This is a genomic window from Pedobacter jeongneungensis (assembly GCF_000633455.1).
Lineage (GTDB): Bacteria > Bacteroidota > Bacteroidia > Sphingobacteriales > Sphingobacteriaceae > Pedobacter > Pedobacter jeongneungensis_A.
Map to the genome: position 1 here is coordinate 188,931 of NZ_AYMG01000003.1, position 26,185 is coordinate 215,115.

Sequence of the window (26,185 nt, forward strand, 5' to 3'; positions counted from 1 at the left end):
TTCGAAACCTTTAACGTTTCAAACTACACGTTTGTCGATACATTTGTTACAATTAATCCTTTTTCATGCAATTTTAATTCAACGAAACAAAACGCATTGACTATGGAAAGAAAAAATTTCATCAGAAGCTTAATGATCGGAGCCATCTCAACTCCGGTGATTATTGAGGCCTGCAAAAAAAGCAGCATCACCGATGGATCGGATACATCAGGATCGGGTACCGCCGGAACAACAACGAGCACTAACGGAACCTGTACGGTAGCCCCAACAGAAACCGAAGGACCTTTTCCAACAAAAGTACCGGCATCGTACGTACGCAGCGATATTACCGATGGACGTACAGGTTACAAATTAACTGCAAAAATCACCATCGGCAACCTAAACAACAGTTGTGCAGGTTTGGCTGGAGCGATAGTAGACATCTGGCATTGTGATGCAGAAGGCAATTATTCTGAATACGGAGGAAGTGGTATGCAGAGTACCAATTATCAATCGGTACACTTTTTACGCGGTCGCCAAACCACCGATGCGAACGGACTGGTAACATTTACCTCAATTTTCCCAGGATGGTACAGTGGCCGGGCTACGCATATCCATGTGCACGTTTACAATGCTGCAGGCACATCATTAATGGTAACGCAGATTGCTTTTCCTGAAGGTGCGGGAACATCTTTGGCCCTGGTAAACGGTTATACCAAAGGCATGACGGGCTATACCTATAATAATGCCGATAATGTTTTTAGTGATGATAAAACAGGGTTAGAAATTGCAACGGTAAGCGGAACATTGGCAGCTGGTTTCAACCTTACCTTTAAAGTGAATGTTAAAGCATAGTATATCCTTATAATTGTTTTATTTTTATGAAGGCGCTAGGATTTCTTAGCGTCTTTTTTAATTTTATGCCATGTCGAAAAAAGTGATTACGCTGTGCTATCGAAAAATAATTGATGCAAGCAATGCCAACCCCTGGGATAAGTTTGTACATGAAGATAGTTTTGCAGAGTTCAAAATGCAGGCTCAGTATTATAATCAGGAACAACAGTTTAGTACTTTTGCCGAAATGCTGGTAAATGTTCCCGAAGCTGATAAACTACATTTTCTGGTTAGTGCAGCCATTACGGGATATTTAAGACAGTTAAATGGAATTATACCAGATATACTGGATAACTTAGGCAGGCGTTTTTTGACTTTTGAAAATTTTAAGTTCGAAATCATTAATTCTGATATTAATGATCATGAGAAACATAAAGTGGCGATCAATTTCTTTTCAAAACCGTTGATTTGGCACGATACGATTGACAATATGTTATTGGTATCGCAGTTTAAAGAAACAGATGAAGATGAAATTTTCACCAATCTTTTTCAGTTACAGCAATTTGTAAGTATTCACTCCATAAAAGACATTGATTAAGAGATGGAACTCATTCCTGGAAAAATATTTTTGGCCGATCAACGCGGATTAACTGAAACGTCGGTATTAAGAAGATACAGCACCTTTAATTTTGAGAAGTATTACAACGAACATAAAGAACCTTTTGGCGACTTATTCTTATGTAATGATGAATCGATTGCAGGTGGAAAAATCATCTTTTTTCTTTGTAAGGAAGATTCGCTCCAGATATTGATGCCCATTACCGGCGGGATAAATATTGTTGCCAACGGGAAAGAATTTGCTTTAGAAACCGGACAGGTACAGGTGTTGAATATGGGTAAGGGCGAAGTACTGGAAATCAGCAATCCTTACCAGAATGACATCATCAATTACATTCAGTTTGGGATTAAAACGGATATGTTTTTAATGCGGGCAAGCGAAATGCTTTTTAATTTCGATTTTGAAAAAAACCAAAACCAATTACTTGAAATCATTTCTAACCCTAAATTGCCTTTTAAGTTAAGTGCAGGTATTTTTGCCGGCAGAGAAGAAGTGGTTTATAAAATGCAAAACCCAAACCACCTGTTTTATACTTTTATTGTAGATGGCGCTTTCGAAATTGAAGGCCGCTTAATGCATGCAAGAGATGGTTTAGTGCTTTGGGATATCGAACAAATGGAGCTGGAAGCACTAAGTAATAACGCGATTGTAGTGGTGCTGGAGTTTGGGTTTTAGGTTTTTGCTGTCGCTTTGAATGTGAAGTCAGATGTTGCCATCTGACTTAGCGAATATCTAAAAGATTTGATTCAGTGCAAGATGGTAACATCTTACACCACGGAAAATAAGATAAATTATCTGATTATCCTTCAACAGGCTCAGGATGACATTTTATTTGAAAACCACTTCTGTAGCACCATAGCCAAATTTTTCTTTCCGCGCATCCATATAAGTTTTTACATGCGGATTTTTACTGATCAGTTTATGGATTTTATCCCTTAAAGTACCATTTCCCGAACCGTGAATGAAGACAATTTTATCGAAATGATGCACCACCGCAGCATCCATTGCCGTTTGAAAATGATTGATCTGGATCTGCAACATTTCATCCGCCTCTAAAAAATGATGATCATCTCTCAGTTTTTCGATGTGCAGATCGATTTCTTTTTGCGGTGCCTCAACTGTCCGTTTCTCTTCAGCAGATTTGAAAAAACTCTCTTTTAATTTTTGTGGGTCGATACTTACCGGAACAAGGTCGTCCAGGCGGATAAACCATCCTTTATTTCTTAATTGTGGTAATTCTTTTTGTTCCGTACTAAAATCTTTTGCCCTGAATTTCTTACGGATCACCAATGGATCAATCGGTTTAACATCAGCTTTACTGAAGACCAAAACCTGAAAGTTAAATTCCGGCCAAAGATCTAAATCACCCAATGAAGCAGAATAAACCAAAGTTGAAGCGTAAGCTTCGATTACGCCATGAAAAGCACCTGCATATTTTTCTTTCCGTTCTGTTGTTAGGCTTACCAATAAAACATTGGGCGATTGGTTTTGCAAATGAAAATGCACCACATTACCCGCTTTATCATCGGTAGCAACGGCAACGTAAATGCCATTTTCAATTTTACTAACGCTGGGGATATTTACCTGGATGGGTTTTGGCGCATCCAATTCTTCGGCAACCACACCATGACCGTGTACAGAAGTTAAATTACTTACCGCTACAGGAATTTCGAAACCATCCTCATCAGTAACGCCTAAAGTTTGCGCATCGATAATTTTGGTTACATAACCTTCACGTTTTTCATCAACAAAACGCACAAAATCTCCCAGTTTAAACTTCATCTCTTATTTTTTAAGCAAAGGTTTTTAATCTAATTCTTTGGATCAAGAAGTATTCTATCACACATTATATCTTCCGACTTCCGACTTCTGACTCCATTAATGACGCGTATCGTTACCATGATAAATACTCAGGTAACTTTCGTATCTCGAAACCGCAATTTCACCTTCGTTTACGGCTTCAATAACAGCACAGCCCGGTTCGTTAACATGCCTGCAATTGTTAAAACGGCAATCGTGCGAGGTTTTAAAGATTTCCCTGAAAAAATGACCTAGTTCTTCCTTTTCTATATCGATAACCCCAAGCTCTCTAATGCCTGGAGAATCTACAATAAAACCTCCCTGTGGCAGTTCGAACATTTCTGCAAAAGTGGTGGTATGTTGTCCTTTATCGCTCCAGTCTGACACCTCCCCTGTTCTTAAATCGCGATCAGGCATTAAAGCATTGATCAAACTCGATTTTCCCACACCCGAATGTCCGGAAATCAGGGTAATCTTATCCGTAATCAATTCCTGAATAACCGGAATATTAATGCCTTTTAAAGCCGAAACTTCGTAACAGGCATAACCGATATTTTCGTAGATATCTTTAAATTCCTGCAGAATCTCTAAGCCTTCTTTACTAAACAGATCGAGTTTATTAAACACCAATACAGCAGGTACATCGTAAGCCTCGGCAGTAACCAAAAAGCGATCGATAAAACCTAGAGAAGTACGTGGCGAGGCCAGGGTAACCACTAACATCGCCATATCTAAATTGGCTGCTAATATCTGCGCCTGTTTGCTCAGGTTGATTGATTTGCGGATGATGTAGTTTTTACGCGGTAGCATTTCGTTGATCAAACCCTGATTGCTATCCTTTTCCAGATCAAATTTTACCCTGTCGCCAACCGCAATCGGGTTGGTGGTTTTAAGTCCTTTAATCCTGAATTTTCCTACAATCCGGCAATCATAGCGTTCGCCGTTATCGGCCAAAACACTATACCAGCTCCCTGTAGATTTAATAACTAATCCCTGCATATTTGCGGTAAAGGTATGAATATGATTTCATTGGTAGAAGCGGCCTTGCCGGATAAAAGTTTACGCACAGGCAAAAGAACAAGCACTTTTAACTATATTCTTTGTTATCTACCAAATATCTTACATAAATACAACGCTTTAAAAGGCAAAAAACCTAAATTTGCGACAACAAAAATCAAAATATAATGAGTTTCAGAATAGAACACGATACCATGGGCGAGGTGCAGGTACCTGCCGACAAATACTGGGGTGCACAAACCGAACGCTCACGCAATAACTTCAAAATCGGTCCGGAAGGTTCGATGCCAAAAGAAATTATCCACGCTTTTGGATACCTGAAAAAAGCAGCAGCATTGGCCAATACCGAATTGGGGGTATTATCAGCAGAAAAAGCAGATTTAATTGCTAAAGCCTGTGATGAAATTATTGCTGGTCAATTGGATGATCAATTTCCATTGGTAATCTGGCAAACTGGTTCGGGCACTCAAAGTAACATGAATGGAAACGAGGTTATTGCCAACCGTGCCCATGTAATTAATGGTGGTGCACTGGCTGATGATAAAAAAGTACTTCACCCTAATGATGATGTAAATAAATCACAATCATCAAACGATACTTTTCCAACTGCAATGCATATTGCAGCTTATAAACTTACAGTAGAAAATACCATTCCAGGCTTAGAAAAATTAAGGGATACCCTGGCTAAAAAAGTGGAAGAATTCAGTTCGATTGTTAAAACCGGACGTACACATTTTATGGATGCTACCCCACTTACTTTAGGGCAGGAATTTTCTGGTTATGTACAACAGATCGACAACAGCATCAGGGCCATTAAAAATGCTTTGGTTATGGTTGCAGAACTGGCTTTGGGCGGTACCGCTGTTGGTACGGGTTTAAATACACCAAAAGGATACGATGTTTTAGTGGCTAAAAAAATTGCTGATTTAACGGGATTACCTTTTGTTACAGCTCCAAATAAATTCGAAGCTTTAGCCGCACATGATGCAATGGTAGAACTTTCTGGCGCATTAAAACGTACAGCAGTGGCTTTAATGAAAGTAGCCAACGATGTAAGGATGTTAAGTTCTGGCCCACGTTGTGGTATTGGCGAAATCGTAATTCCTGATAACGAACCAGGATCATCTATTATGCCGGGTAAAGTTAACCCTACACAACCAGAGGCATTAACCATGGTATGTGCCCAGGTAATTGGTAACGATGTGGCGGTTTCAGTTGGTGGCATGAGCGGTCATTTCGAGCTTAACGTATTTAAACCAGTAATTGCAGCTAATGTATTGCAATCGGCCCGTTTAATCGGCGATGCCTGCGTTTCTTTTACGGATAAATGTGCTGAAGGAATTACCGCTAACTTGCCTGAAATAGAGAAACACCTGCAAAATTCTTTGATGTTGGTTACCGCTTTAAATCCACATGTGGGTTATGAAAATGCAGCCAAAATTGCAAAGAAAGCACATAAAGAAAATAAAACGTTAAAAGCAGCAGCTGTAGAGTTGGGATTATTAACCAATGAGCAGTTTGATGAGTGGGTACGCCCAGAAGATATGGTTGGCAGCTTGAAATAAGTTACAAGGATTGTCATTCCCAATTCACCCGATAGCTATCGGGTGAATTGGGAATCTTAAGCTTATTGTATTAAGATTCCCGCCTGTGCGGGAATGACGTTACTTTTAAAATTATAATTAAATCAGTAAGGTTAATTAAAAATAAGCAATATGAATTCAATACTTTCTACCCTCTTGAGCCTGGTTTCTATCATTTCGCCATGCATTGTATTCGGAACCTGTTGCTTTTTTTTAGCAAAAAAATCTTCAGTTGAAGCCATTTTAATGACTATTGGCTCCGGGATTGGCTTATTGGTAACCTTATTTTACAGTGTTTTAATGCCTGTATTAATATCAAGTCAGCATTTGGCTTATACAGAAGTTTCACAATATTACAGCATTATAGGCATTATCAGCTTTATAGCCAGTATGTGTTTCGCGGCAGGTTTTTTCATACTGGTTTACAATACCGTTAAGAAGAAAAATATCATCCACGATCAGTTCCCTAAAAGCAACGATTAATAATACAATGAACAAACTGCATCCTGGTTTAAGGGTTTCCTACATCATCCTTTTTACATTATCCATTTTACATATCGCTTGTAGCCCAAGGCCAAATATCCAGGGCAAAGGCGAAAACTTTTTGCAGGGGGTATGGAATGAAGATTCGGTTGCTTTCAGTAATAAATTAAGTAATTATACGCAGCACCATTTTAAATTCACCTGCGATTCGGTTTACATTGATATGGTTACCCATAGCAAAGTTAATTTATATGAGGATTCATGTTATAACAATGGCGTATGGAAAGAATATGCCAAAGGGGTTTATGTAGTAAAAGGTGATACCTTATTTGTTGGCGCTACTTTTACGCATGCCAATTACAAACAAAAAATATCGGGTTGTTATCGCATTGGCAGATATGAAAAGAATTTCCTGATCAAAAAACATTCAGCAGATACCTTATCTTTAGAGAGCTTAAGCGATCAACGCGAAATCAAATTAATCCTCAAACAAAAAATCACCTGCGTACAAAAAGAATTATAAAATGATTTTAACATCAATTAAAAAGAAATTAACCACGGTTTTGGCCATCGGTTTATTAGCGTATCTCCCTATTCAGGCAAATGCCTGGGGTACCATTGGTCACCGCGTAGTTGGCGAAATTGCCGATAGTTATTTAAAAGCAAAAACACGCAAAGCCATTCAGGACATTTTAGGTTACGAAACTTTGGCCATGAGCGCCAACTGGGGCGATTTTATCAAATCAGACTCTACCTACAATTACATGTACAACTGGCATTTTGTTAATCTTCCGGCAGGATTGAATAAAGATGGTGTTTACAACTTTCTGGAGACTGAAAAATCGCCGAGTCTTTATACCAAAATTCCAGACCTTATTGCCGTTTTAAAGAAAACAAACAGTACACCTGCAGAGAAGAAACTGGCTCTACGTATGTTGGTGCACCTGGCTGGCGATTTATGTCAACCGATGCATGTTGCACGTAAAGAAGATTTAGGTGGCAACCGTGTTTCGGTATTATGGTTTAACGAAAAATCAAACATCCACAGGGTTTGGGACGAGCAATTGATCGAATACCAACAGTTGAGCTATACCGAATATGCAAAAGCAATTAACCATGCTTCGGCGGTACAGCTTTACAACTGGCAGAACACCAGCCTGAAAGATTGCATTTATGAATCGTACACCATTTGCAACAAAATTTACGATAACACCAAACCAGATTCTAAATTAAGCTACCGTTACAATTTCGAATGGGTTGATACCCTTAACGATCAATTATTAAAAGGTGGTGTGCGCCTCGCAAAAATGTTGAACGATATTTACGGATAAATTATCCGATCATTATTTAATGCCCCAATGCTAAACCGCTTGGGGAATTTTTTTTAACATGTTATTCTGGAAATTTGTCACGTTGAGCCTGTCGAAACGCCTCGCACAGTGTTAATGAAGGTCCTTCGACAAGCTCAGGATGACAATTCTTAATTTATGATATACTCATAACGGTCGCGATGTAGGACTCACAATTAAAAATTAAATCATTACAATTAAATATTAATCGATTTTTAGGTTAACATAAAAAGGAGACAAACCACTACAACAGCCGCAGTGGCAGGAATTATTTATACATTTGTTTCTGTATATAAACCCAAATAACATTGAAAATTTTAATGGTTTGCCTCGGTAACATCTGCCGTTCGCCACTTGCCGAAGGCATTATGCGTCACCTGGTAAATAAACAAAACTTAAACTGGGAAATTGCTTCGGCAGGAACGGGTAACTGGCATATCGGCAAAGCCCCCGACCATAGAAGTATTGCTGCGGCCAAAGCATTGGGTTACGATATCAGTAAACAACGTGCACAACAGTTTAGCCACTCCATGTTTGCCAAATATGACCTAATTTTGGTTATGGACCGTAATAATTTAAACGATGTACAAAGCCTGGCCAAAACAGTTGAAGATCGGAAAAAGGTTAAACTTTTTCTTAATAACGACGAAGTTACAGACCCTTATTGGGATAACGCGCTGTTTAGCCCTGTTTGCAAACAGGTTGAAGAAAGATGTATGGAAATTATCAAACAACTTTCTTAAATTTAAGGTTCATTATCACCACTAACCAAGTCAAAAAAATGAAAAAGTACATCTCCCTATGTTTATTAATTGCATCCGTTTTTTTATTTCAAAGTTATACCACAGCGAAAAAATCGGCTAAGGTTTTAGTTTTTTCCAAAACAAAGGGTTTCAGGCATAATTCTATCGAAACCGGAAAAGAAGTAATCCAGAAATTAGGAACCGAGCATCATTTTGAAGTAGACACCACCGAAAATGCTGATCTTTTTACAGAAGATAACCTTAAAAAATATGCTGCTGTTATTTTTTTAAATACAACAGGTGATGTACTCGATAATAAACAACAGGTTGCCTTCGAAAGGTATATCCAGGCAGGAGGCGGTTATGTGGGCATCCACGCGGCAACTGATACCGAATACGATTGGCCTTGGTATGGCAAATTAGCTGGTGCTTATTTCATCAGTCACCCGGCTGTGCAGGAAGCTAAATTTATCATTAAAGACAAAAAACATCCTTCAACAAAATTCTTTACCGATTCGGTTTGGATGAGAAAAGACGAACTATATAACTTTAAGGATATCAACCCTGATATTAAAGTGCTGATCAGCTTAGACGAAAAATCTTACACTGGTGGCAAAAATGGTGATTTCCATCCTTTTGCCTGGTACCACAATTTTGACGGCGGCAGGGCTTTTTATACCTGTATGGGCCATACCAAAGAAGGTTGGGCTGAAGATAAATTCCAGAACCATTTATGGGGAGGCATTGAGTACGCGATAGGCGGGCAGAAAAAACTGGACTACAGTAAAGCACATTCAAAGTTCTAAAAACAGGGTTGAGCTTGTTGAATTTCCAATCAGCAAGCTCAATATTAATTACTGTTATACTTTCTTGTAATTAACCAAATAAATATAATTCAGCATACAGAAAGAAGCTACTGCCCCGAAAGTATGCCATAAAAAATGCGTGCCAATACTCAATATGTCCCACTTATCTGCGATACGGAAAGTTAAGGCAAATATGAAAGCAATTAAGGCAAATCCCACCCATTTGCCATTTTTCCACTCCGTTTTAATTAAGTAACCAAACACCGGAAACAAAACCAGTGCGGCCATGAAGGCGTAATTAATATTAATAAAGATCTGGAAATAGCCATTGCTAAAAAGGCGTCGCACAAAAAACTGGAAAAAAGCATAAACCGCTACAATTAAAACGGCAAAATACCACTTGGTTAATTTGGAAAGAAAGTACACGCCGGCAGAAAGACATAAAAGCATAATTGGCATCCAGTCCATCATAATAAAAATAGGCCAACGCCTCAACCCGTGATAAGTGGTCCCTCCAATCCCACCAATATAAAGCAGCACCAGTGCAATACTTAAAAAGGTATGCTGTTTAAAATTACCCCATAACCTAATTGTCCAATACACCGCTATAGCCAGGAAAAAGCAACTTGTTATCGTATTAAAAGGCTCTGGAAACAACTGACTCAGGTTGGTTTCGGTGTAGATTGTACCACCGTCTGGAGGGTTCTGGGTAAAAGCGCTCATGATTAAATAACGTAAGTAAAAATCAAATGTTTCATGCATTTATGTAACGATCAAGATGTAAAAATAATTTTGCGTTTACATTTTCAAGAGGTTAATTATTGGTTAACTCTTTTCCTTCAACTGGTATTTTTTTGTACTTTAGGTATACCTAAGCTATAATGATGATGAAGCCCATATTGATTATTTTTCTATTCTTAACGACAACAATTTATGCTCAAACACCACCTCAACCTTATGGTGCACTGCCATCAAAAAGGCAGTTGGCCTGGCACGATGTTGAAGTTTACGGTTTGATCCATTTTACGCCAACCACTTTTGAAAATAAAGAATGGGGCTTTGGTGATGCTGATCCGAAAACATTTAATCCGACAGATTTCAACGCCGATCAGATTATTAAGGCGGCTAAGGCAGGAGGATTAAAAGGGATCATTTTAGTTGCGAAACACCATGATGGTTTCGCCTTATGGCCAACTAAAACAACAGATTATAACATCAGTAAAAGTCCATTTAGAGCAGGCAAAGGTAATTTGGTTAAAGAGGTGGAGCAGGCCGTACGTAAAAACGGCTTAAAATTCGGGGTGTACTGCTCGCCATGGGACAGGAACAATGCGCTTTATGGTACCGATAAATACCTGGCCATTTACCAGGCCCAGTTAAAAGAACTTTACAGCAATTTTGGGGAACTTTTTATGAGCTGGCACGATGGTGCAAATGGTGGTGATGGCTATTATGGTGGTGCTAAAGAAAAACGTTCGATAGACAATACCACATATTACGATTGGAAAAATACCTGGGCCATTACCCGGACCATGCAGCCAATGGCCAATATTTTTAGCGATATTGGTTTGGATATCCGCTGGGTGGGTAATGAAGATGGCCACGCGGCAGAAACCTCATGGGCTACTTTTACACCAATGGCTCCTGATGGAAAAAACGAAGCCGTTCCCGGACAGGCAAATTACCCACAAAGCCCTGAAGGAATTAGAAACGGTAAATTCTGGATGCCCGCAGAATGTGATGTTCCTTTAAGAAAAGGTTGGTTTTATCATGCCAGCGAAAAACCAAAAACGCCGGAAACACTGTTCGATCTGTATTTAAAAAGTGTGGGGCGTGGCGCAGGTTTAGATCTGGGTTTAGCACCCGATACCCGTGGACAGCTGCATGAAGATGATGTAGCCGCTTTAAAAACCTTTGGGGATATGGTTAAACATACTTTCGAAAACAACCTGGCTAAAAATGCACAAATTAAAGCAAGCAACAGCCGTGGCAAAAAATATGATGCCGCTACCCTGCTTGATCATAACAGAGAAACTTACTGGGCCACTACAGATGATGTGCATCAGGCAAGTCTTGAAGTGGATTTAAAAACACCTAAAACATTCGACATCATCAGCCTGCAGGAATACATTCCTTTGGGCCAGAGGATAGAAGCTTATACCATCGAGGTATTTGAAAATAATAGCTGGAGAAAAGTTTATGATGGTACTAGCATAGGGGCAAAACACCTGATTAAACTGGATAGTCCTGTTACCACCGATAAAGTAAAAATAAACATGACTAAATCTCCGGTTTGTATTACACTAAGCGAAATCGGACTGTACAAAAAAGCCGGATAAGCAACTTAATCCGGTTTGTAAAGAATTTCGAAAACCTGTGCCAATGCAGTAGAAGTCTGTTTGCTATAGCGATAAGTGCTATCGGCCTTAATATCCCTATACATTAGCATTACGGCACGATGGGATACTTTACTCAGTTTAATCTTTTCATCACGTTCTAAAGCATCTTCAGGTCTCAAAGTCAGGGCCTGCATTTGCTTAATGACCACCAGGTTTCTTTCCGTTGGTATGATACCGTCTTCTTTGATAGAAGCAAGTTTAACATCTTTAGGCAAAGAGATTTTCAAATTCATAATGCCGTTGAGTGAGCCCATATTACCGTTAAAAGTATCCCTCAATTTGCGATATTCCTCGGTTCCGTATTTCGGACTAAAATGAAGCACGCCACTAAAAAACATTAAAAATAAAAGTACTGATACCGCATATCTTGCCCAGGTTTTAACTTCGAAAGTTTTATCCCATTTATAGTTAAGCAAATAGGTAAAAATAAAGCCCGAAACAAAGCCACCAATGTGTGCCGAATTATCTACTCTTTTTCCAAATGCACCATTGATGAGCATCAGTAAAGAAACAATCAATGTACTTACCAACAACGCTTTGGTAGCCTTCGGTTCGAAAGTTTTGGTAATCAATAAAGCTATGAAAGCGCCATATAAACCCATTATAGCGCCAGAAGCGCCCATCATCACGCCTTCCTGGTGAAAAATCAAACTCACCAAGCCGCCACAAATACCGCTCATTAAATAAATAAAAAGGTATTTCTTCCAGCCAAGTTTATTTTCGATCATCAAACCCAGGTAAACCAGGGCATACATATTAAAAAACAGATGCGATTTAGATCCGTGAATAAACTGATAGGTAATTAAACGCCAGTATTCGCCACCCAACACCAGATTACGCTGGTTAACGCCAAAATTTAACGCTATCCTTTTAAGTTCTTCTATAAAATCGGGATCATAACTGCTTCCATTTCTTACAAATTGATACCTTAGGTACACTATTGAGAAAAGAACAAGCGCTATATAATAAAAGATATTTACGAGTACCAGAATCGGTGTTACTGTATAACCTTTTTGAGGAAAAAATAAGAACAGTACATTTTTGATCTTATTTTTTGTTGCTAGAGGCGCCTTCTCAAAATAAAGGTCATCCTGTGTTGCTATAAACTGGTGGAATTTGGACAAACTTTCTTCCCAAACATCTTTCAGGTGAAACTCTACATATTCAAATTCATGAAAAAATTTTTCGAGGTTTAAGTCATTCTTGCCATAATCATTAAAAAGCATCTGGATACCCACACATTCGCTTTTTACTACAGCAAAATTGCCATGGATGCGGATCGAAATTTCTTCGCTGTACGATTGGAAGGATATTGGCGTATAAGCAATTAAGCCGGTTTCGGAAATATGGCTTAAACTCCAGCCCAGATTTTCGATCGCCTGTTTGGCAATAATTAAATATTGATCAGCCGGAAATTCGGCCAAAGGAATAAATTTTTCAATTTTAGGCGAGTAACCCCAACTGATTGACATAGCGTTTTAGATTTTCTTCGCTACTAAGATAATATATGGTGATAGATTTTTGCTCTCGAATGGGATAATCTTTGTAAATATTTTTCCGGTCAGCCAAACTGCTTTTTTAAACAAACGAACGCTTACTGATTTTTGGCTTTCATTTTCCAGCCATACACTAAAACGGCCAAAGTAACCCGATTTTACTTCTTTAAGGCCAGCCTGCTCACAGATTGATTTCAACAGCGCCGGATCCATACTATCGATATTGTGTTTATCGTAGTTTTCCTTATCAAAATTCTTCTGGAACCAACCGTTAACAGCTTTAAAATTTGGTAAGGTGATAAATAAAGTACCGCCCGGTTTTACAAAGGCAATGTGGCGGTTAATAATGTCGGCAGTATCGTTAAAATGTTCGATTAAACCGCAGCTTAATACTAAATCATATTGTTGCTCTGGCGCATAATTAAACAGGTCAGTTTCGATAATATGGATATCCTTTTCGGTTAACCCGTTTTTCTCCAAAAGTTCATTTACTACAGGCGGGTGAACAAAATAATCTAAAAGGGTAACATCAAGTTTGAAATATTTTTTCAGGAACACGGCATAATAACCCGGAAAACCGCCCAGCTCGATGGCCGTTTTAACATGGTCTTTCTGAATAACATCCGCCAGCTGGCTATGAAATAAATAGTTCGAAGGTAACTGAACTGCAAGTCCTTTTTTACTTTCCCAATAATTTACCCAAAAAGCCCTGTCGGTTAATAAATTTGCCATGTTTTAAATAATTCCAGGCCCAAAGAAACGGAAAGTATATTAAAGTTGAAAGGTTTCGATTGCTGGATCGTTAAATTGTTTTATTGCTAATTTAAACGAGTATCAAAAACAACGATCTTTTCTCATTGCTTGATTGTTAAATTGCTAGATTGTTCGGCAACTAGCTCGAAAACGAAAATTGTTATATGATCGGTAATCAACAATATAACAATCCGGATCATAAAACAATTATTTCGCGCCAAGAACGGTTACAATATAACAATCCAGCAATAAAACAATCTTTCTATACGATTAACCTTATTTCAGATCTTTCAAAATCTCTGCTACTGCTTTTTCAAGCTGAGGATCTTTATCTGCAAGGCGGTCTTCAAAAGTATTTTTCACAAAAATATCGGGTTTTACACCTTCTTTTTCGATGTTTTTACCATCCATGGTGTAACAGCCCCAAGATGGTAAACGGTACGAGGAACCATCAACCAAACCTTTAGCAGAAGTAAAAATAATCCAGCGGTAGGTTTCCGTACCAATGATTTTTCCCAGTTTAAGTTGTTTAAAGCCTGCTGCCGTCATTTCGGCATCGCTCAAAGATTGTTCGTTAATGAGGAGCACAATCGGCTTAACTGCCGGACCAAAATTACTTTGGGGTGCCATTTTACCGCCACGGTATTTCCATTGCAAATAAGGCCGTTGTGAAAGGAATTTCAATACATCATCATGTACGTTTCCACCGGTATTGTAACGGAGGTCTAGGATAATGGCTTCTTTATTCTCTTCTTGTGCAACCATATCCAGTAAAAAGCTTTCCAGTTCGCCGGTACTCATATTTTTCATGTAAGAGTAAGCAATCCTGTTATTACTCCATTTATCTACATTTTGATGGTTTTTGGTAATCCACTCATCGTAAAGGTTTCCTCTTAAAGTACCCGAACTTTCCGGATGTACATTTACATAAACATCTTTTCCATTGCGTTTAAAGGTGAGTGTCATCTCTCTATCTAATGAAGGCTTGCTGAAATAATAATCGCGGTCTATTTTTTCATCAACTTTAACGCCGTTCACTTCCGTTAAAATATCACCCGTCAAAATGTTTGTTCCGGTGCGGGCGGCATTACTTTTAGCTGCAATGCGTTCTACTTTTAAAGGGTTTTCGTTATCGAAGATGATCCCCGTTTCATTGGTAATGTAGTTTAAATTTTTACGTTCCTCTGCCCCTGCGCTGTTAAAGCCCATGTGCGAAGAATTCAGTTCGCCAAGCATATCGTTCAATAAAATCCTTAAATCACTCCTGTTGTTCACATAAGGCAGATAGGCCGCATAACGCGTTCTCATTTTATCCCAATCTACACCATGGAATTTTTCATCGTAAAAATTCTCATCCAAACCCACCCAGGTTTCGTAAAACATCTGGTTAAATTCGGCATTCAGGTTTCTTGTAAATTTGTAACCGTGATCTACACGGTCAAGTCGATTTCCCTCTAAAGTATATTTGTTGATTACCCCTCGCGATAAAACGAAGAATTTATCACCTGATGAGATAATCGAATAATCGCCGCCATCGGCAACTTTTTCTGTTTTATTGGCTTCAAAAGGTTCGATTGTTGTACGATAAAGCCCTGGCGCACCACCTTCGTGATTAGATGAATAAAACACGTAAGTTTTATCGCCTTTGGCAAAAGCATCAGTCCCATACTGACCGCCGAAAGAAGGACCAACCAATTCTATCCGGTCTAAAATATCCTGTGTATTAATGGTAATTACATCTGCTGGTTTTGGAGTAGGTTTAACATCGGCTTTCTTTTTAGCCGTATCCGCTTTTGCCTTTTTATCATTTTTAGGAGCAGTAACTGCAGGTTTAACATCAGTTGGTGCAGGTTTACTCTCTTTAAATAAATCATCAAACTTATCAGAACGGTAAGGCTCGTCGTAATTGTTCAATGCCATGCGGTAAATGTGCGCATTCTGCATGCCGGTTGGGTAAGAAGGCTTGGTACGCGCACTGGTGAAGAAAATGTATTTGCCATCCGGCGACCATGCCGGTCCGGTTTCAGTAACACCTGTATTGGTTAAATTAATGGTTTTATTGCCTTTAATGTTATGCACCATAATATCCTGTTCAAAATTCCGGTATACCGTAAAAAGTACATATTCATCATTTGGCGAAAAACTTGGCGCTGCACTTTGTAATGCCCAAAACTCGTCTGTTACCAAAGTTTTAGCATCAAAAGTTTTTAGGTCCATCAGTTTAAGTTCATTTCTACCACTTAAATACACCGCCATGGTTTTCGTTTTGTTTAAGGTGATATCGCGTACGTTCGCTTTATCTTTTGTAAGCTGCTTTACCGATCCTTTTCCATCACCGGTAATGGTAAACCAGTTCTGATAACCGTTAGCCGTTTGGCTGAATAAAATCGTTTTATTATCGGCCAGCCATTTACATTCCAGAGCACGTTCGCCGCTATTGGTAATTTTACGGATAAACTTTCCATCGGCATCACTCACGAACACTTCACCACGCGAAATAAAAGCCATCTTTTTTCCATCTGTTGAAACATCAAATGCCGAAATATTGCCACGCACATCGTACTCTTGTTCTTTGCTCAACACCTGGTTGCGTGAAGTACTGATATTGACTTTCTCTGTTTTTTTAGAAGCTACATCATAGGTATATAACTGATAATCTTTTTCGAAAACCACGGTTGTTCCATTAGCCGAAACAAAAGGCCGTTTGATGGAAGTATCGAAATTGGTTAAACCTGTTTTCTTCCCATTGATAAAAGTGTATAAATTATATTCGTCATTGCCCTCATCCGATACGAAAAAAACGTTTCCTTTTTGATCAACACTGGTCCAGAAATCTTTTCCGATATAATCGGTATAACGCTTATAACTTTTGGTTTTTGGATTGTACGACTGGATATCCGGATTATAAGCCCCTTTATAATGCTTCCGGTTTGTAAATCGGTAACTTTCCCAGGTATCATTAAAAAAAAGCTCACCTGTTGGCGACTCGGCAATATGGTGCGTGGTATTGAAATAATTATCGAATAAACGAACAGCAGTTCCCCCATTTACACTCACTTTATAACTCGAAAAAGAATTATAGCGACCAGAGGTAAAATAAATTGTTTTCGAATCCCAGCTCCAGTTATCCACTTCATCCGAAGCATCATTAAAAGTTAATTGCTTAATATCTCCACCGGTTAATGGCATAATATATACATCATAATTACCAAACTGATTAGAAGAAAAGGCCATCCATTTCCCATCGGGAGATATTTTTGGGTTAATTTCTTCGCCCTGCATGGCTGTAACCCTTGATGCTACACCACCCTTAACCGGAACTTTCCATATATCGCCATCATAGCTGAATACTATAGTTTGTGCATCAGGCGTTAAAGCAGGGTATGCTGCAAAGTAGGTTTGGCCTTGGGCAAAGGAATGGATAGGCAACAAAAACGCGAGTGTCGCAAGCGATTTTAACAGGGATTTGATCATGATTTATTTTGTTTGGCTTTTGATGCCTCAAAATACGCAACAGATTTTATATTCGTAAACAATAAAATGTATTTTTGATTGATTTGAAAGTAGTACACCTAAATACCTACGATGGAAATGGCGGAGCAGGACGAGCCTGTTTGCGTTTAAGTGATGCCCTAAAGGCAAGTGGAATCGATTCGAAAGTATTGGTTTACTATAAATTTGGCCAAAACCCAAAGATTGATACCTTTAGCAAATCGCCCCTGCAGAAAGCAAAAGCCGTTTACAACATCTTATCAGAAAGGTATTATGCAAAATGGCTGAGCAAATCAGTAAAAACACCATTCAGTTTGCAATGGTTCGGCCGTTCGGTGATTAACCACCCTGATGTTAAAAATGCCGATATTATCCATTTACATTGGGTAAACCATGGCTTTCTTAATCCAAAATTTCTAGCACAGCTCGATGAACTGGAAAAACCAATTGTTTGGACTTTTCATGATAGCAATGCTTTTACCGGCGGATGTCATGTACGCTATGGCTGCGAAAACTTTCATCAACAGTGTGGAAACTGCCCGATTTTAAAAATCAGTGGCAAAAACGATATCTCGCATAAAACCTGGTTACGCAAGCAAAAAGCTTATACCGAATTAAACTTTCATATTGTGGCGCCAAGTAAATGGATGGCCGCATCGGTAAAGTTTAGCAGTTTATTGGGTACCAGAAAAACTACAGTAATTCCAAACACCATTGAAACAAAAATTTTCAAACCTTATGTTAAATCAGAGGCCAAGAAAATCCTGAAGATCAATCCTGATAAATTTGTGTTGATGAGTGGTTTTATGCCTTCAAAAAACGATAAACATAAAGGAACACCTTATTTGATCGAAGCTTTGGAAATCCTTTCGAGAAGAAGTGGAATTCAAAAAGAAAATATTGAACTGGTTATTTTTGGGAACAAGGAAAATGCCGAAATGCCCGAATTTCCATTCAAAACCACATTTTTGGGCACTATTAATAAAGACGAGCACTTAGCAAAATGTTATTCTGCTGCCGATGTTTTTATTACACCTTCCCTTGAAGATAATTTACCCAATACGGTAATGGAAAGTTTATCATGCGCTACACCTGTTGTGGCTTTTACTACAGGAGGCATTCCGGATATGGTAAAACACATGCAGAATGGTTACCTGGCCGAGTATCAAAATGCTGAAGATCTGGCAAATGGTATCGAATGGTTATACCACCGCCCAAATAAAGAGGAAATCCAAAAAGCGGCCAGATTAAGTATTTTAACCGATTTCTCGGAAGAAGTAATTGCTGCTGAGCATATCCATCTTTATGAAACATTGATTGATTTACAGCCGAAATAACTCAATGTCTTAATAAAATTTCGCAGTTCTATTTATAATTCGGTTGGCAAAATCTCATTTTCTTTTCTACAAATAAAAATTTGGTCAATCTTTATTAAATTTATACCGACTGAGACTCTTAAATGGAAAGCATCGCAAATTATTCTGAAAGTATTAAAGCATTAAAATCGGCTATTTTATCGAGCCGGTATAAAGCTGCTGCTTTAGTGAATAAAGAACTTTTGCTGCTCTATTTTACAGTGGGCAAATTCATTTCGGAAAAGGTAGAAAAAGAGAAATGGGGCGCCAAAGTGATAGATAATCTTTCTAATGATTTACAGTTAGAGTTACCAGGCTTAAGAGGATTTTCAGGCACAAATATTAAACGGATGAGGTTCTTTTTCGAATCGTGGAGAGAACAACTCGTAATTAGTCCGTTACTGACGGACCAATTGCAAATAATTGATATTGAGCACATTGAATTTAGACCGTCAGTGACGGACCAATTGGAAAAGACATTTTTCAACATCAGTTTTACCCACCACATTGAAATTATACAGAATTCACAATCGGTTGAAGAAAAGATATATTATATCCAAAAGGCAGCTATCGATTTTTGGAGTGTTGGTACCTTAAAGCACCAACTCAAAAACAAATTATTCAGTAACTCAGGCAGTTTACCGAATAACTTTTTAAAAACAATTTCTAACGAAGAATTAAGGAATAAAGCACTCCAATCATTCAAAGATGAATACCTGTTGGATTTCATTAATTTAGAAGAGCCTGATGAAGAGGACGAACGCGTTTTAGAAAGTAGCATAGTGCAGAACATCAAAAAGTTCTTAATGTCGTTAGGCACCGATTTTGCCTTTATTAGCAACCAGTACAGATTGATTGTTGAAGATGAAGAATATTTCTTAGACCTTTTGTTTTTTAACCGTCGTTTACAATGTTTGGTTGTTTTCGAACTAAAAACCGGAAAATTCAAACCTGAGTATTTAGGAAAAATGAATTTCTATTTATCTGCTCTTGATGAATATATTAAACAGCCACACGAACAACCATCAATCGGCATCATACTTTGCAAAGAAAAGAAGAACAAAATTGTAGAATTTTCATTCCGCGATTTTAACAAAGCAATGGGTGTTTCTACCTACAAAACCAGTGCAACATTACCTAAAGCATTTAAAGGTTTAATCCCAGATGCCGAAACCTTTAAAAAATTAATGGATTAACCAATGCCCAAATTAACAATCATCACCATTGTATATAATAACGTTCGAGATATCGAACGTACCATTCAATCTATCCTTAAACAGACTTATAAAAAAATCGAATATATCGTAATAGACGGCGCATCAACTGACGGCACTCTGCAGGTTATTGAGCGTTACAAAGATCAGATTACTAAAATCATATCTGAACCTGATAAAGGCATTTACGATGCCATGAATAAAGGTTTGGCATTGGCTACCGGCGATTATGTCTTGTTTATGAACTCTGGTGATGAAATTTATGACGAACATACGGTAGAAGATGTTTTTGCCACTGCACCGGGTGCCGATATTTATTACGGGGAAACGGAAATGTACAATGACAACTGGGAGAGCCTGGGCCGCAGAAGGCACGAAGCTCCTGAAGAATTTGACTGGACCAGCTTTAAATACGGTATGAATATCAGTCATCAGGCCATTTATATCCGCCGCAGCATTATTACACCTTATGATTTAACCTATAAATATAGCTCAGATATCGACTGGATTATAAAAGCAGCAAAAAAAGCTTCAAATATTGTTAATGTTCACCGTTACGTAGCCAAATACCTGGTTGGGGGAATGAGCAAGAAAAAACACCGTGAAAGTTTAAAAGAACGGTTTAAAATCTTCACCAAATATTATGGTTTAATCCCCAATATTTTTAACCATATTGTTATAGCAGGTAATTTAGCCTTGTATTTTGTTAAACACCGCAGAACAAATGATTAGGTATTTTAGCCCAATCTATTAATATCGAAGTATCGTCATTTCGAGCGCAGCCGAGAAATCTATGTAAATTAATTTAGTTCAAAGATCTCTCCATTTCGTTGCACTTCAGTCGAGATGACGCCCCCTATCGGAATCTGTTAACTGGTTTGGACCATATTAAGATGCCACCCTAATCTCAAATTTCTGAAACAATAATTTTTCCCAACTGTCTTTAATACATCACCTATTAAAAATTTAAAGATTATGGGACAATTAAGTAACCGCACTATTGCTGTACTTTCAGAAAGCGGATTTGAAGAAGTAGAATTAACCGAACCAGTTAAAAGGTTAAAAGAAGAAGGAGCAACCGTTCACATTATCTCCTCAAAAAGTGGAAAAATAAAAGCCTGGGATCCAGACCACTGGTCGATAGAAGTGGATGTAGATAAAACCATTGCAGAAGCAAATGCTGATGATTATAATGGCCTACTTTTACCAGGTGGCGTAATCAATCCCGATCAGTTACGTATTAACGAAGATGCCCTGGCTTTTGTAAAAACATTTTTTGCTGATGGAAAACCGGTTGCCGCCATTTGCCATGGCCCACAAACTTTGATTAATGCAGATGTAGTTCAAGGTAGAAAATTAACCTCAGTAAAAAATATTTCACAAGATTTAATTAATGCCGGCGCGATATGGTCAGACGAAGAAGTAGTGGTTGATCAGGGTTTAGTGACGAGCCGTACACCAAAAGATTTACCTGCTTTTAACGATAAAATTGTAGAGGAATTTGCCGAAGGTGTTCATGAAGGGCAACACGCCTAAAAACTTTGGACGCTCTTTCTAGATTCACTCAAAAAACGGTTGGCAATTTGTCAGCCGTTTTTATTTTGTGTCTTTCCTGCGTGCCGTCAGATGTTACCATCTGACGGATAAATTTCTTTTGGTTATTTTTAGTGTCAGATGGTAACATCTGACACCACAATTAATGGCAACATCCAACACCACTTACAACTTTACCTGCCTAATGATATTTTTTATATTCAGTTCAATGATATCCGTCATGGTTTTACAGCGCAAATAATTCTTATCCTTAAAATAATCGCTCATGCCCTGTTTTAGCAAAGCAATGTTTTCCGGTGTGGTGAGTTCTTCTTTGTTCGAAACATCGCGTAGATCAGTTAATCGGTGCCGCTCACTCCTTACCCGGTGCACAATAGATGAGCGTTCTTCCTGTTGGTACTGCAGTACGGTTTTCTCGGTCAATTGCTCCATACTCATTTTTACATAAGGTAAATTCTCCTTAAAAAACTGGGGCAAATAAACTTTTAAATTCCCTTCGTAAAACTGCTGGTCAAAATCTATTGCCCTGATGCGGAATTGGATGTCATCAAAATCAGGGGTAATCTGTACCACGAAGTTATAAGCACGCATATCACCCAAAAGCATAATTAAGCAGCGTTCGTTAAACTTAACAAACTCTTTTGCAATACGGGTAGGATTAAATTCTGGCGTATACAATTGTCCTTTGGTAAAAACATCACCTGGAATCCCCGCAATATGTTCTTCTACCAAAGTATCACCATCAACCAGGTAATTTACCTGATTTGGCGAAAGGATTTCTTCCATTTCCAGGCCATAAATACGCGAAGCATCAGCTTTTTTAATATAGAAATAATCGTACACATCATTTAAACGGTTTACGATACGGATGCGGAAGGGATGTGTGTTTCCAAAAGTGCAATATTCAATTTTATCGATGTATTTATGCTCTACAATCCGTAGGTTACCCGATGCTTTTAAGTTGGCATAAATTTCTTTTAAGCCATCATGCAGGGTTTCAATTAAATCCTGCGCATAAATCGGTCCTTCCCAAAGCGAATCTTTACCAAACTTATCCATTAAAGGAAAAGCTTCGTTAAACTGCATCAGGTCGTTATAACCGATGGGCAATTTGGCTTCGCGCTGATAAGTGCGCAAATATTTCTGCAAAGCGGGTGTTACCGGAAAAATCGGCTTCTTTTTTGAAATTTTTACATCGTTATTTTCCATGCAGAGGCAATGTACTATTTTCTACAAAATATGTTTAAATTTTTACCACAAAGAATATCTGTTGTCAACCATAGGGCAAACAAAGAATAGGGCAGCGTAAGCATTTTGACCACAGATAAAAAGGATAAACACAGATATACCATCCGCGTTTATCTGTGTACATCAGTGGTTAAAAAAACATGCCTCCGGTGGCTACTTACCCTTAGGATAACTAAACGGCAAGCCACTTAAATACCTGCTGATTTTCCGGTAAGGATAATTACCTGCCCCATGATCGGCGAACTGTACAATAATGGTATTAGTTTTTGGATCAATATACAGTCTTTGCCCCAGCATGCCTTCAGCTGCATAATCTCCCTTATCCCCTTCCTGCGGAATCCACCAAAGATAATGGTGTGCTGATTTTTGCCAGCCTTTTGCTGATGCAGGTTTTTCTGCACCAATATTTATCGATTGATTTACCCAATTTTCCGGAACAATCTGCTTCGCATTGTACCTGCCTTTATTTAAATATAAACGACCGATTTTAGCAAAATCAATAGCCGTAACCTGAAACCGACTTGCGGTATTTGTAAGGCCGTCAATCTGATCTAATCCCCAGGTGGCATTATATTGCGTTCCGATCTTCTTCCACACATTGCCTTCAAAATATTTTGCCACTGATTTACCCGTTGCCTTTTTTAAAACCCAACCCAATAAAATCGGATCGATACTTTTATATACCCAAACCGTACCTGGCTTATTTACCAGTTTTACTTTCATCAACTGCGCTTTCATATCATCAGTATAATAATATTTGGCTTCGTCAGAGAAAAACGCCTTTACAATTCCGCCCAATGCATCCTGAAATTCCAAACCGGATTTCATATCCAAAAGGTTTTTTAGAGTAATTTGTTCAAAAGCAGGGTTCGATTTTAATTCTGGAATATACTTTGTTACTTTATCATTTAAGCTTTTAATACTTTGATCTGCTAATGCCTGACCGATCATAATGGAAATCATGCTTTTGGCTCCTGAAAATATGGTGCTTAAGGTACTATCACTATAACCCTTATTATACCTTTCGTACAAAACACTATCATTCCTGATTACGATAAAAACATTAATCTTTCCATTTTTTAAATACGTTTTTAAAGGAATAGACTGATTATCTCCATCCAATACATGAAGCGTATCCAGATCGCTCCGTTGTTTTGCTGGTCTTACAAAATGGAAGGCCGAATCACTTTTATGAGCAACTTCCTGCGGAAAGGTTTTATACGTTTCAGCGTTGGGTGTCCTATATCTTAATACCTTTAATAAATAAGGCTTCCAAAGGAATAGGGCAAATAGCAATAAAAAAAAGGAATAAATTAGAATTAAAAGTATCTTTTTAAAGGTTTTCATCAGCGGGTACTATTCCAACAAATATAAAATATTTAAAACTTAAGCCTGCTTTACCATTTCATTTGCTGTCGAAAAATGTGCTTTCCTGGGTTTATATTTCCATCTTTTATGGCTCCATAACCAATATTCCGGTTGTTCTCTGATCATCTGCTCCAAAAAGCGGGTATGCAGTTCTGTAATTTCAAATTCTGCAGTTTCTGAGGGCTTTAAACACAATGGCACACAATCTACTTCGTAAAAGCCGCGTTTCAATACGTTTACTTTAAAATAAAATATCGGTTGACCAGTACGTTTCGCAATTTTCTCTATCCCCAATTGCACCGAACTTGGCTGGTGCATAAAAGTAGTCCAGTAATGTGATTCATCTTTTGAAGGTGCCTGATCATTACCAAAACTAAAGATACTCGGTTTTCCTTTACTGGCCTGCAAAGCACGCATGGTCTGACGCATGGCAATAAGTTTATTACCGAACCTACTTCGTACTTTTTTAAACCAGTTATCGAATATCGGGTTGGTTAAAGGTTTATAAATGGGGTAATGATCTGCTGAAAAATTGAGGCCGATGCCCAATGTACCCCACTCCCAGTTACCGTAATGTGCCGAACAGACCAAAACACTTTCGCCACGATTTAAATAAGCCTGAACCAGAGCCTTATTTTTAAAAATAAAACGCCTTTTTACTTCCTCTTTTGAGATATTGTTCATTTTTACAACCTCAAATACCAGCGAAGCCAGGTAATGGTAAAAACGTTTTTCAATAAGAACAATTTCTTTTAATGGTTTATCAGGAAGGGCATTTAACAGATTTTCCCTCACCACTTTCCTTCGATAGCCGAAAACAAAATAAAGCAGTAGATAAGCTCCATCGGCCAGAATGTATAAAACAGGTAGTGGAAACAGAGATAATACGCCTAAAAAAAATATTCCCAAATGGGAAATCCCCTTTTTAATCATACCAGAATTAGTTGAAATGCTAAATTAAAAAGCACATCAAAAAATTATGCCACAAAAATGTTAGATTTTAATTTAAGAATAGAAAAACCGCTTAAGCCAGCGCACCCATTATATTTTGATCTTCTGCGGTAACTTTCGAAGCTTTTTGCACGGGTTTATATTTCCACCTGCGGTGGCTCCACAACCAATAAGCCGGGGCTTCCTTAATCATATCTTCCAAAAAGTGGGTATGCATTTCTGTGATTTCAAATTCAGCAGTTTCTGCCGGATTTAAACAGATCGGCACACAATCTACCTCGTAATAACCTCTTTTTAAATGATTTATTTTCAGGTAAAAAACAGGACGGTTGGTTTTTCTGGCAATTTTTTCTACCCCCAGCTGGATTGAAGATTCTTGATTTAAAAACATTGTCCAGTAGTTAGATTCATCCTTTGAAGGCGCCTGATCACTTCCAAAAGTAAACATGGTTGGTTTATTTTTACTTGCCTGTATAGCCCTTAAGGTTTGGCGCATAGATACCATATGGTTGCCAAATTTGCTTCTCATGGTTAAGAACCAATTATCGAAGGATTCGCTGCTTAAAGGTTTATAAATGGGATAATGTTCGCCAGAGAAGTTTAAACCTATGGCCATACAAACCCATTCGTAATTGCCGTAATGAGATGAACAGAAAATTACGCTTTCGTCATTTTTAAGATAAGCCTCTACCAGATCGGCATTTTTAAATACAACCCTTTTATTGAGCTCTCTTTTAGAAATGCTTTTCATTTTGATGACTTCGACAAAAAGTGACGCCAAAAATTTATAAAACCGTTTTTCTATCGCGTAGATTTCCGCTGTGTTTTTTTCAGGGAAAGCATTAACCAGGTTTTCTTTAACCACTTTTCTGCGGTAGCCAAAAACATAAAATATCAAAACATAAAAAGCATCAGCCACTCTGTATAAAATGAATAGCGGCAAAAGAGAGAGCATATTTAATAAAAATATACCCATTCTGGATAACCCTTTATTAATCATGGCGGAACGATTAGTTTGTTTGTAAGTCGCAAATTTACAGGCGAAGACAACATTAATTGCCATATAATTGTTAATTTTTTATTCCCATAAGTTTTATGAAAAACTGCTGACAAAAAAGCAACATCCTGATTAATAATCAGAC

Annotated in this window: 24 protein-coding genes; 14 read left to right on the forward strand and 10 right to left on the reverse strand. The window is 38.1% G+C overall.

Annotated elements, in window-relative coordinates; translation table 11 throughout:
- Nucleotides 1-102 precede the first annotated feature (102 nt).
- The 3 genes from U859_RS0103830 to U859_RS0103840 all read left to right on the forward strand — a co-directional run bounded on the left by U859_RS0103830 (nt 103) and on the right by U859_RS0103840 (nt 2,107).
- Nucleotides 103-834 carry an intradiol ring-cleavage dioxygenase gene (locus U859_RS0103830; protein ID WP_025142109.1) on the forward strand — a complete coding sequence of 244 codons (732 nt, stop codon included), beginning with the start codon at nt 103-105 and terminating at the stop codon, nt 832-834.
- Between the two features lie 70 nt (nt 835-904).
- Nucleotides 905-1,411 carry a hypothetical protein gene (locus tag U859_RS0103835; RefSeq protein WP_025142110.1) on the forward strand — a complete coding sequence of 169 codons (507 nt, stop codon included), beginning with the start codon at nt 905-907 and terminating at the stop codon, nt 1,409-1,411.
- A gap of 3 nt (nt 1,412-1,414) precedes the next feature.
- A complete protein-coding gene (locus tag U859_RS0103840; RefSeq protein WP_025142111.1) occupies nt 1,415-2,107 on the forward strand; it encodes a hypothetical protein in 693 nt (230 codons plus the stop codon).
- A gap of 153 nt (nt 2,108-2,260) precedes the next feature.
- Here U859_RS0103840 and U859_RS0103845 read toward each other — a convergent pair whose 3' ends face one another.
- Both U859_RS0103845 and rsgA read right to left on the reverse strand, forming a co-directional pair.
- Complete coding sequence (locus U859_RS0103845; RefSeq protein ID WP_025142112.1) at nt 2,261-3,214, reverse strand: Smr/MutS family protein; 954 nt, start codon at nt 3,212-3,214, stop codon at nt 2,261-2,263.
- A gap of 96 nt (nt 3,215-3,310) precedes the next feature.
- Complete coding sequence (gene rsgA, locus U859_RS0103850) at nt 3,311-4,231, reverse strand: ribosome small subunit-dependent GTPase A (protein WP_025142113.1); 921 nt, start codon at nt 4,229-4,231, stop codon at nt 3,311-3,313.
- A gap of 185 nt (nt 4,232-4,416) precedes the next feature.
- On the opposite strand from rsgA, the gene fumC reads away from it, so the two are divergent.
- The 6 genes from fumC to U859_RS0103890 all read left to right on the forward strand — a co-directional run bounded on the left by fumC (nt 4,417) and on the right by U859_RS0103890 (nt 9,213).
- Complete coding sequence (gene fumC / locus U859_RS0103860; RefSeq protein ID WP_025142114.1) at nt 4,417-5,814, forward strand: class II fumarate hydratase; 1,398 nt, start codon at nt 4,417-4,419, stop codon at nt 5,812-5,814.
- Between the two features lie 150 nt (nt 5,815-5,964).
- Nucleotides 5,965-6,315: a hypothetical protein gene (locus tag U859_RS0103870; protein WP_162799849.1), complete on the forward strand. Its 351-nt coding sequence runs from the start codon at nt 5,965-5,967 to the stop codon at nt 6,313-6,315.
- Nucleotides 6,316-6,322: 7 nt separating this feature from the next.
- Entirely contained in the window at nt 6,323-6,838 is a 516-nt protein-coding gene (locus tag U859_RS0103875; protein ID WP_025142116.1) for a hypothetical protein, read from the forward strand.
- Between the two features lies 1 nt (nt 6,839).
- Nucleotides 6,840-7,646 carry a S1/P1 nuclease gene (locus U859_RS0103880; RefSeq protein WP_025142117.1) on the forward strand — a complete coding sequence of 269 codons (807 nt, stop codon included), beginning with the start codon at nt 6,840-6,842 and terminating at the stop codon, nt 7,644-7,646.
- A gap of 326 nt (nt 7,647-7,972) precedes the next feature.
- Nucleotides 7,973-8,407 (forward strand): low molecular weight protein-tyrosine-phosphatase, encoded by a 435-nt coding sequence (locus U859_RS0103885; protein WP_025142118.1) that lies wholly within the window; start codon nt 7,973-7,975, stop codon nt 8,405-8,407.
- A 38-nt stretch (nt 8,408-8,445) separates the two neighbouring features.
- Nucleotides 8,446-9,213: a ThuA domain-containing protein gene (locus tag U859_RS0103890; protein ID WP_025142119.1), complete on the forward strand. Its 768-nt coding sequence runs from the start codon at nt 8,446-8,448 to the stop codon at nt 9,211-9,213.
- Between the two features lie 54 nt (nt 9,214-9,267).
- Here the strand turns inward: U859_RS0103890 and U859_RS0103895 are convergent, their stop codons facing one another.
- The gene (locus U859_RS0103895) at nt 9,268-9,936 is read right to left on the reverse strand and encodes a hypothetical protein (RefSeq protein WP_025142120.1); all 669 of its coding nucleotides are present in this window, start codon (nt 9,934-9,936) and stop codon (nt 9,268-9,270) included.
- A 158-nt stretch (nt 9,937-10,094) separates the two neighbouring features.
- Between U859_RS0103895 and U859_RS0103900 the strand changes: the two genes are divergently transcribed.
- The gene (locus U859_RS0103900) at nt 10,095-11,552 is read left to right on the forward strand and encodes an alpha-L-fucosidase (protein WP_240183005.1); all 1,458 of its coding nucleotides are present in this window, start codon (nt 10,095-10,097) and stop codon (nt 11,550-11,552) included.
- Nucleotides 11,553-11,557: 5 nt separating this feature from the next.
- Here U859_RS0103900 and U859_RS0103905 read toward each other — a convergent pair whose 3' ends face one another.
- The 3 genes from U859_RS0103905 to U859_RS0103915 all read right to left on the reverse strand — a co-directional run bounded on the left by U859_RS0103905 (nt 11,558) and on the right by U859_RS0103915 (nt 17,335).
- Nucleotides 11,558-13,084, reverse strand: coding sequence for a rhomboid family intramembrane serine protease (locus U859_RS0103905; RefSeq protein ID WP_025142122.1), 1,527 nt, complete (start codon nt 13,082-13,084; stop codon nt 11,558-11,560).
- A gap of 6 nt (nt 13,085-13,090) precedes the next feature.
- Complete coding sequence (locus U859_RS0103910; protein ID WP_025142123.1) at nt 13,091-13,840, reverse strand: class I SAM-dependent methyltransferase; 750 nt, start codon at nt 13,838-13,840, stop codon at nt 13,091-13,093.
- A 297-nt stretch (nt 13,841-14,137) separates the two neighbouring features.
- Nucleotides 14,138-17,335 (reverse strand): S41 family peptidase, encoded by a 3,198-nt coding sequence (locus U859_RS0103915; protein ID WP_025142124.1) that lies wholly within the window; start codon nt 17,333-17,335, stop codon nt 14,138-14,140.
- A gap of 74 nt (nt 17,336-17,409) precedes the next feature.
- Here U859_RS0103915 and U859_RS0103920 point away from each other — a divergent pair, with 74 nt between their 5' ends.
- The 4 genes from U859_RS0103920 (at nt 17,410) to U859_RS0103935 (ending at nt 21,458) form a co-directional block, all read left to right on the forward strand.
- Entirely contained in the window at nt 17,410-18,690 is a 1,281-nt protein-coding gene (locus tag U859_RS0103920) for a glycosyltransferase family 4 protein (protein WP_029985433.1), read from the forward strand.
- Nucleotides 18,691-18,812: 122 nt separating this feature from the next.
- Nucleotides 18,813-19,904 (forward strand): YhcG family protein, encoded by a 1,092-nt coding sequence (locus U859_RS0103925; RefSeq protein ID WP_025142126.1) that lies wholly within the window; start codon nt 18,813-18,815, stop codon nt 19,902-19,904.
- Between the two features lie 3 nt (nt 19,905-19,907).
- Complete coding sequence (locus tag U859_RS0103930) at nt 19,908-20,654, forward strand: glycosyltransferase family 2 protein (RefSeq protein ID WP_025142127.1); 747 nt, start codon at nt 19,908-19,910, stop codon at nt 20,652-20,654.
- A 243-nt stretch (nt 20,655-20,897) separates the two neighbouring features.
- Nucleotides 20,898-21,458: a type 1 glutamine amidotransferase domain-containing protein gene (locus U859_RS0103935; RefSeq protein WP_025142128.1), complete on the forward strand. Its 561-nt coding sequence runs from the start codon at nt 20,898-20,900 to the stop codon at nt 21,456-21,458.
- Nucleotides 21,459-21,641: 183 nt separating this feature from the next.
- On the opposite strand, the gene U859_RS0103940 is transcribed toward U859_RS0103935, so the two are convergent.
- The 4 genes from U859_RS0103940 to U859_RS0103955 all read right to left on the reverse strand — a co-directional run bounded on the left by U859_RS0103940 (nt 21,642) and on the right by U859_RS0103955 (nt 26,043).
- Nucleotides 21,642-22,685, reverse strand: coding sequence for a hypothetical protein (locus U859_RS0103940; protein WP_025142129.1), 1,044 nt, complete (start codon nt 22,683-22,685; stop codon nt 21,642-21,644).
- A gap of 192 nt (nt 22,686-22,877) precedes the next feature.
- Entirely contained in the window at nt 22,878-24,071 is a 1,194-nt protein-coding gene (locus tag U859_RS0103945; RefSeq protein ID WP_025142130.1) for a serine hydrolase domain-containing protein, read from the reverse strand.
- Nucleotides 24,072-24,110: 39 nt separating this feature from the next.
- Entirely contained in the window at nt 24,111-25,025 is a 915-nt protein-coding gene (locus U859_RS0103950) for a lysophospholipid acyltransferase family protein (protein ID WP_025142131.1), read from the reverse strand.
- 91 nt (nt 25,026-25,116) lie between these two features.
- Entirely contained in the window at nt 25,117-26,043 is a 927-nt protein-coding gene (locus U859_RS0103955; protein WP_025142132.1) for a lysophospholipid acyltransferase family protein, read from the reverse strand.
- Nucleotides 26,044-26,185: the final 142 nt, after the last annotated feature.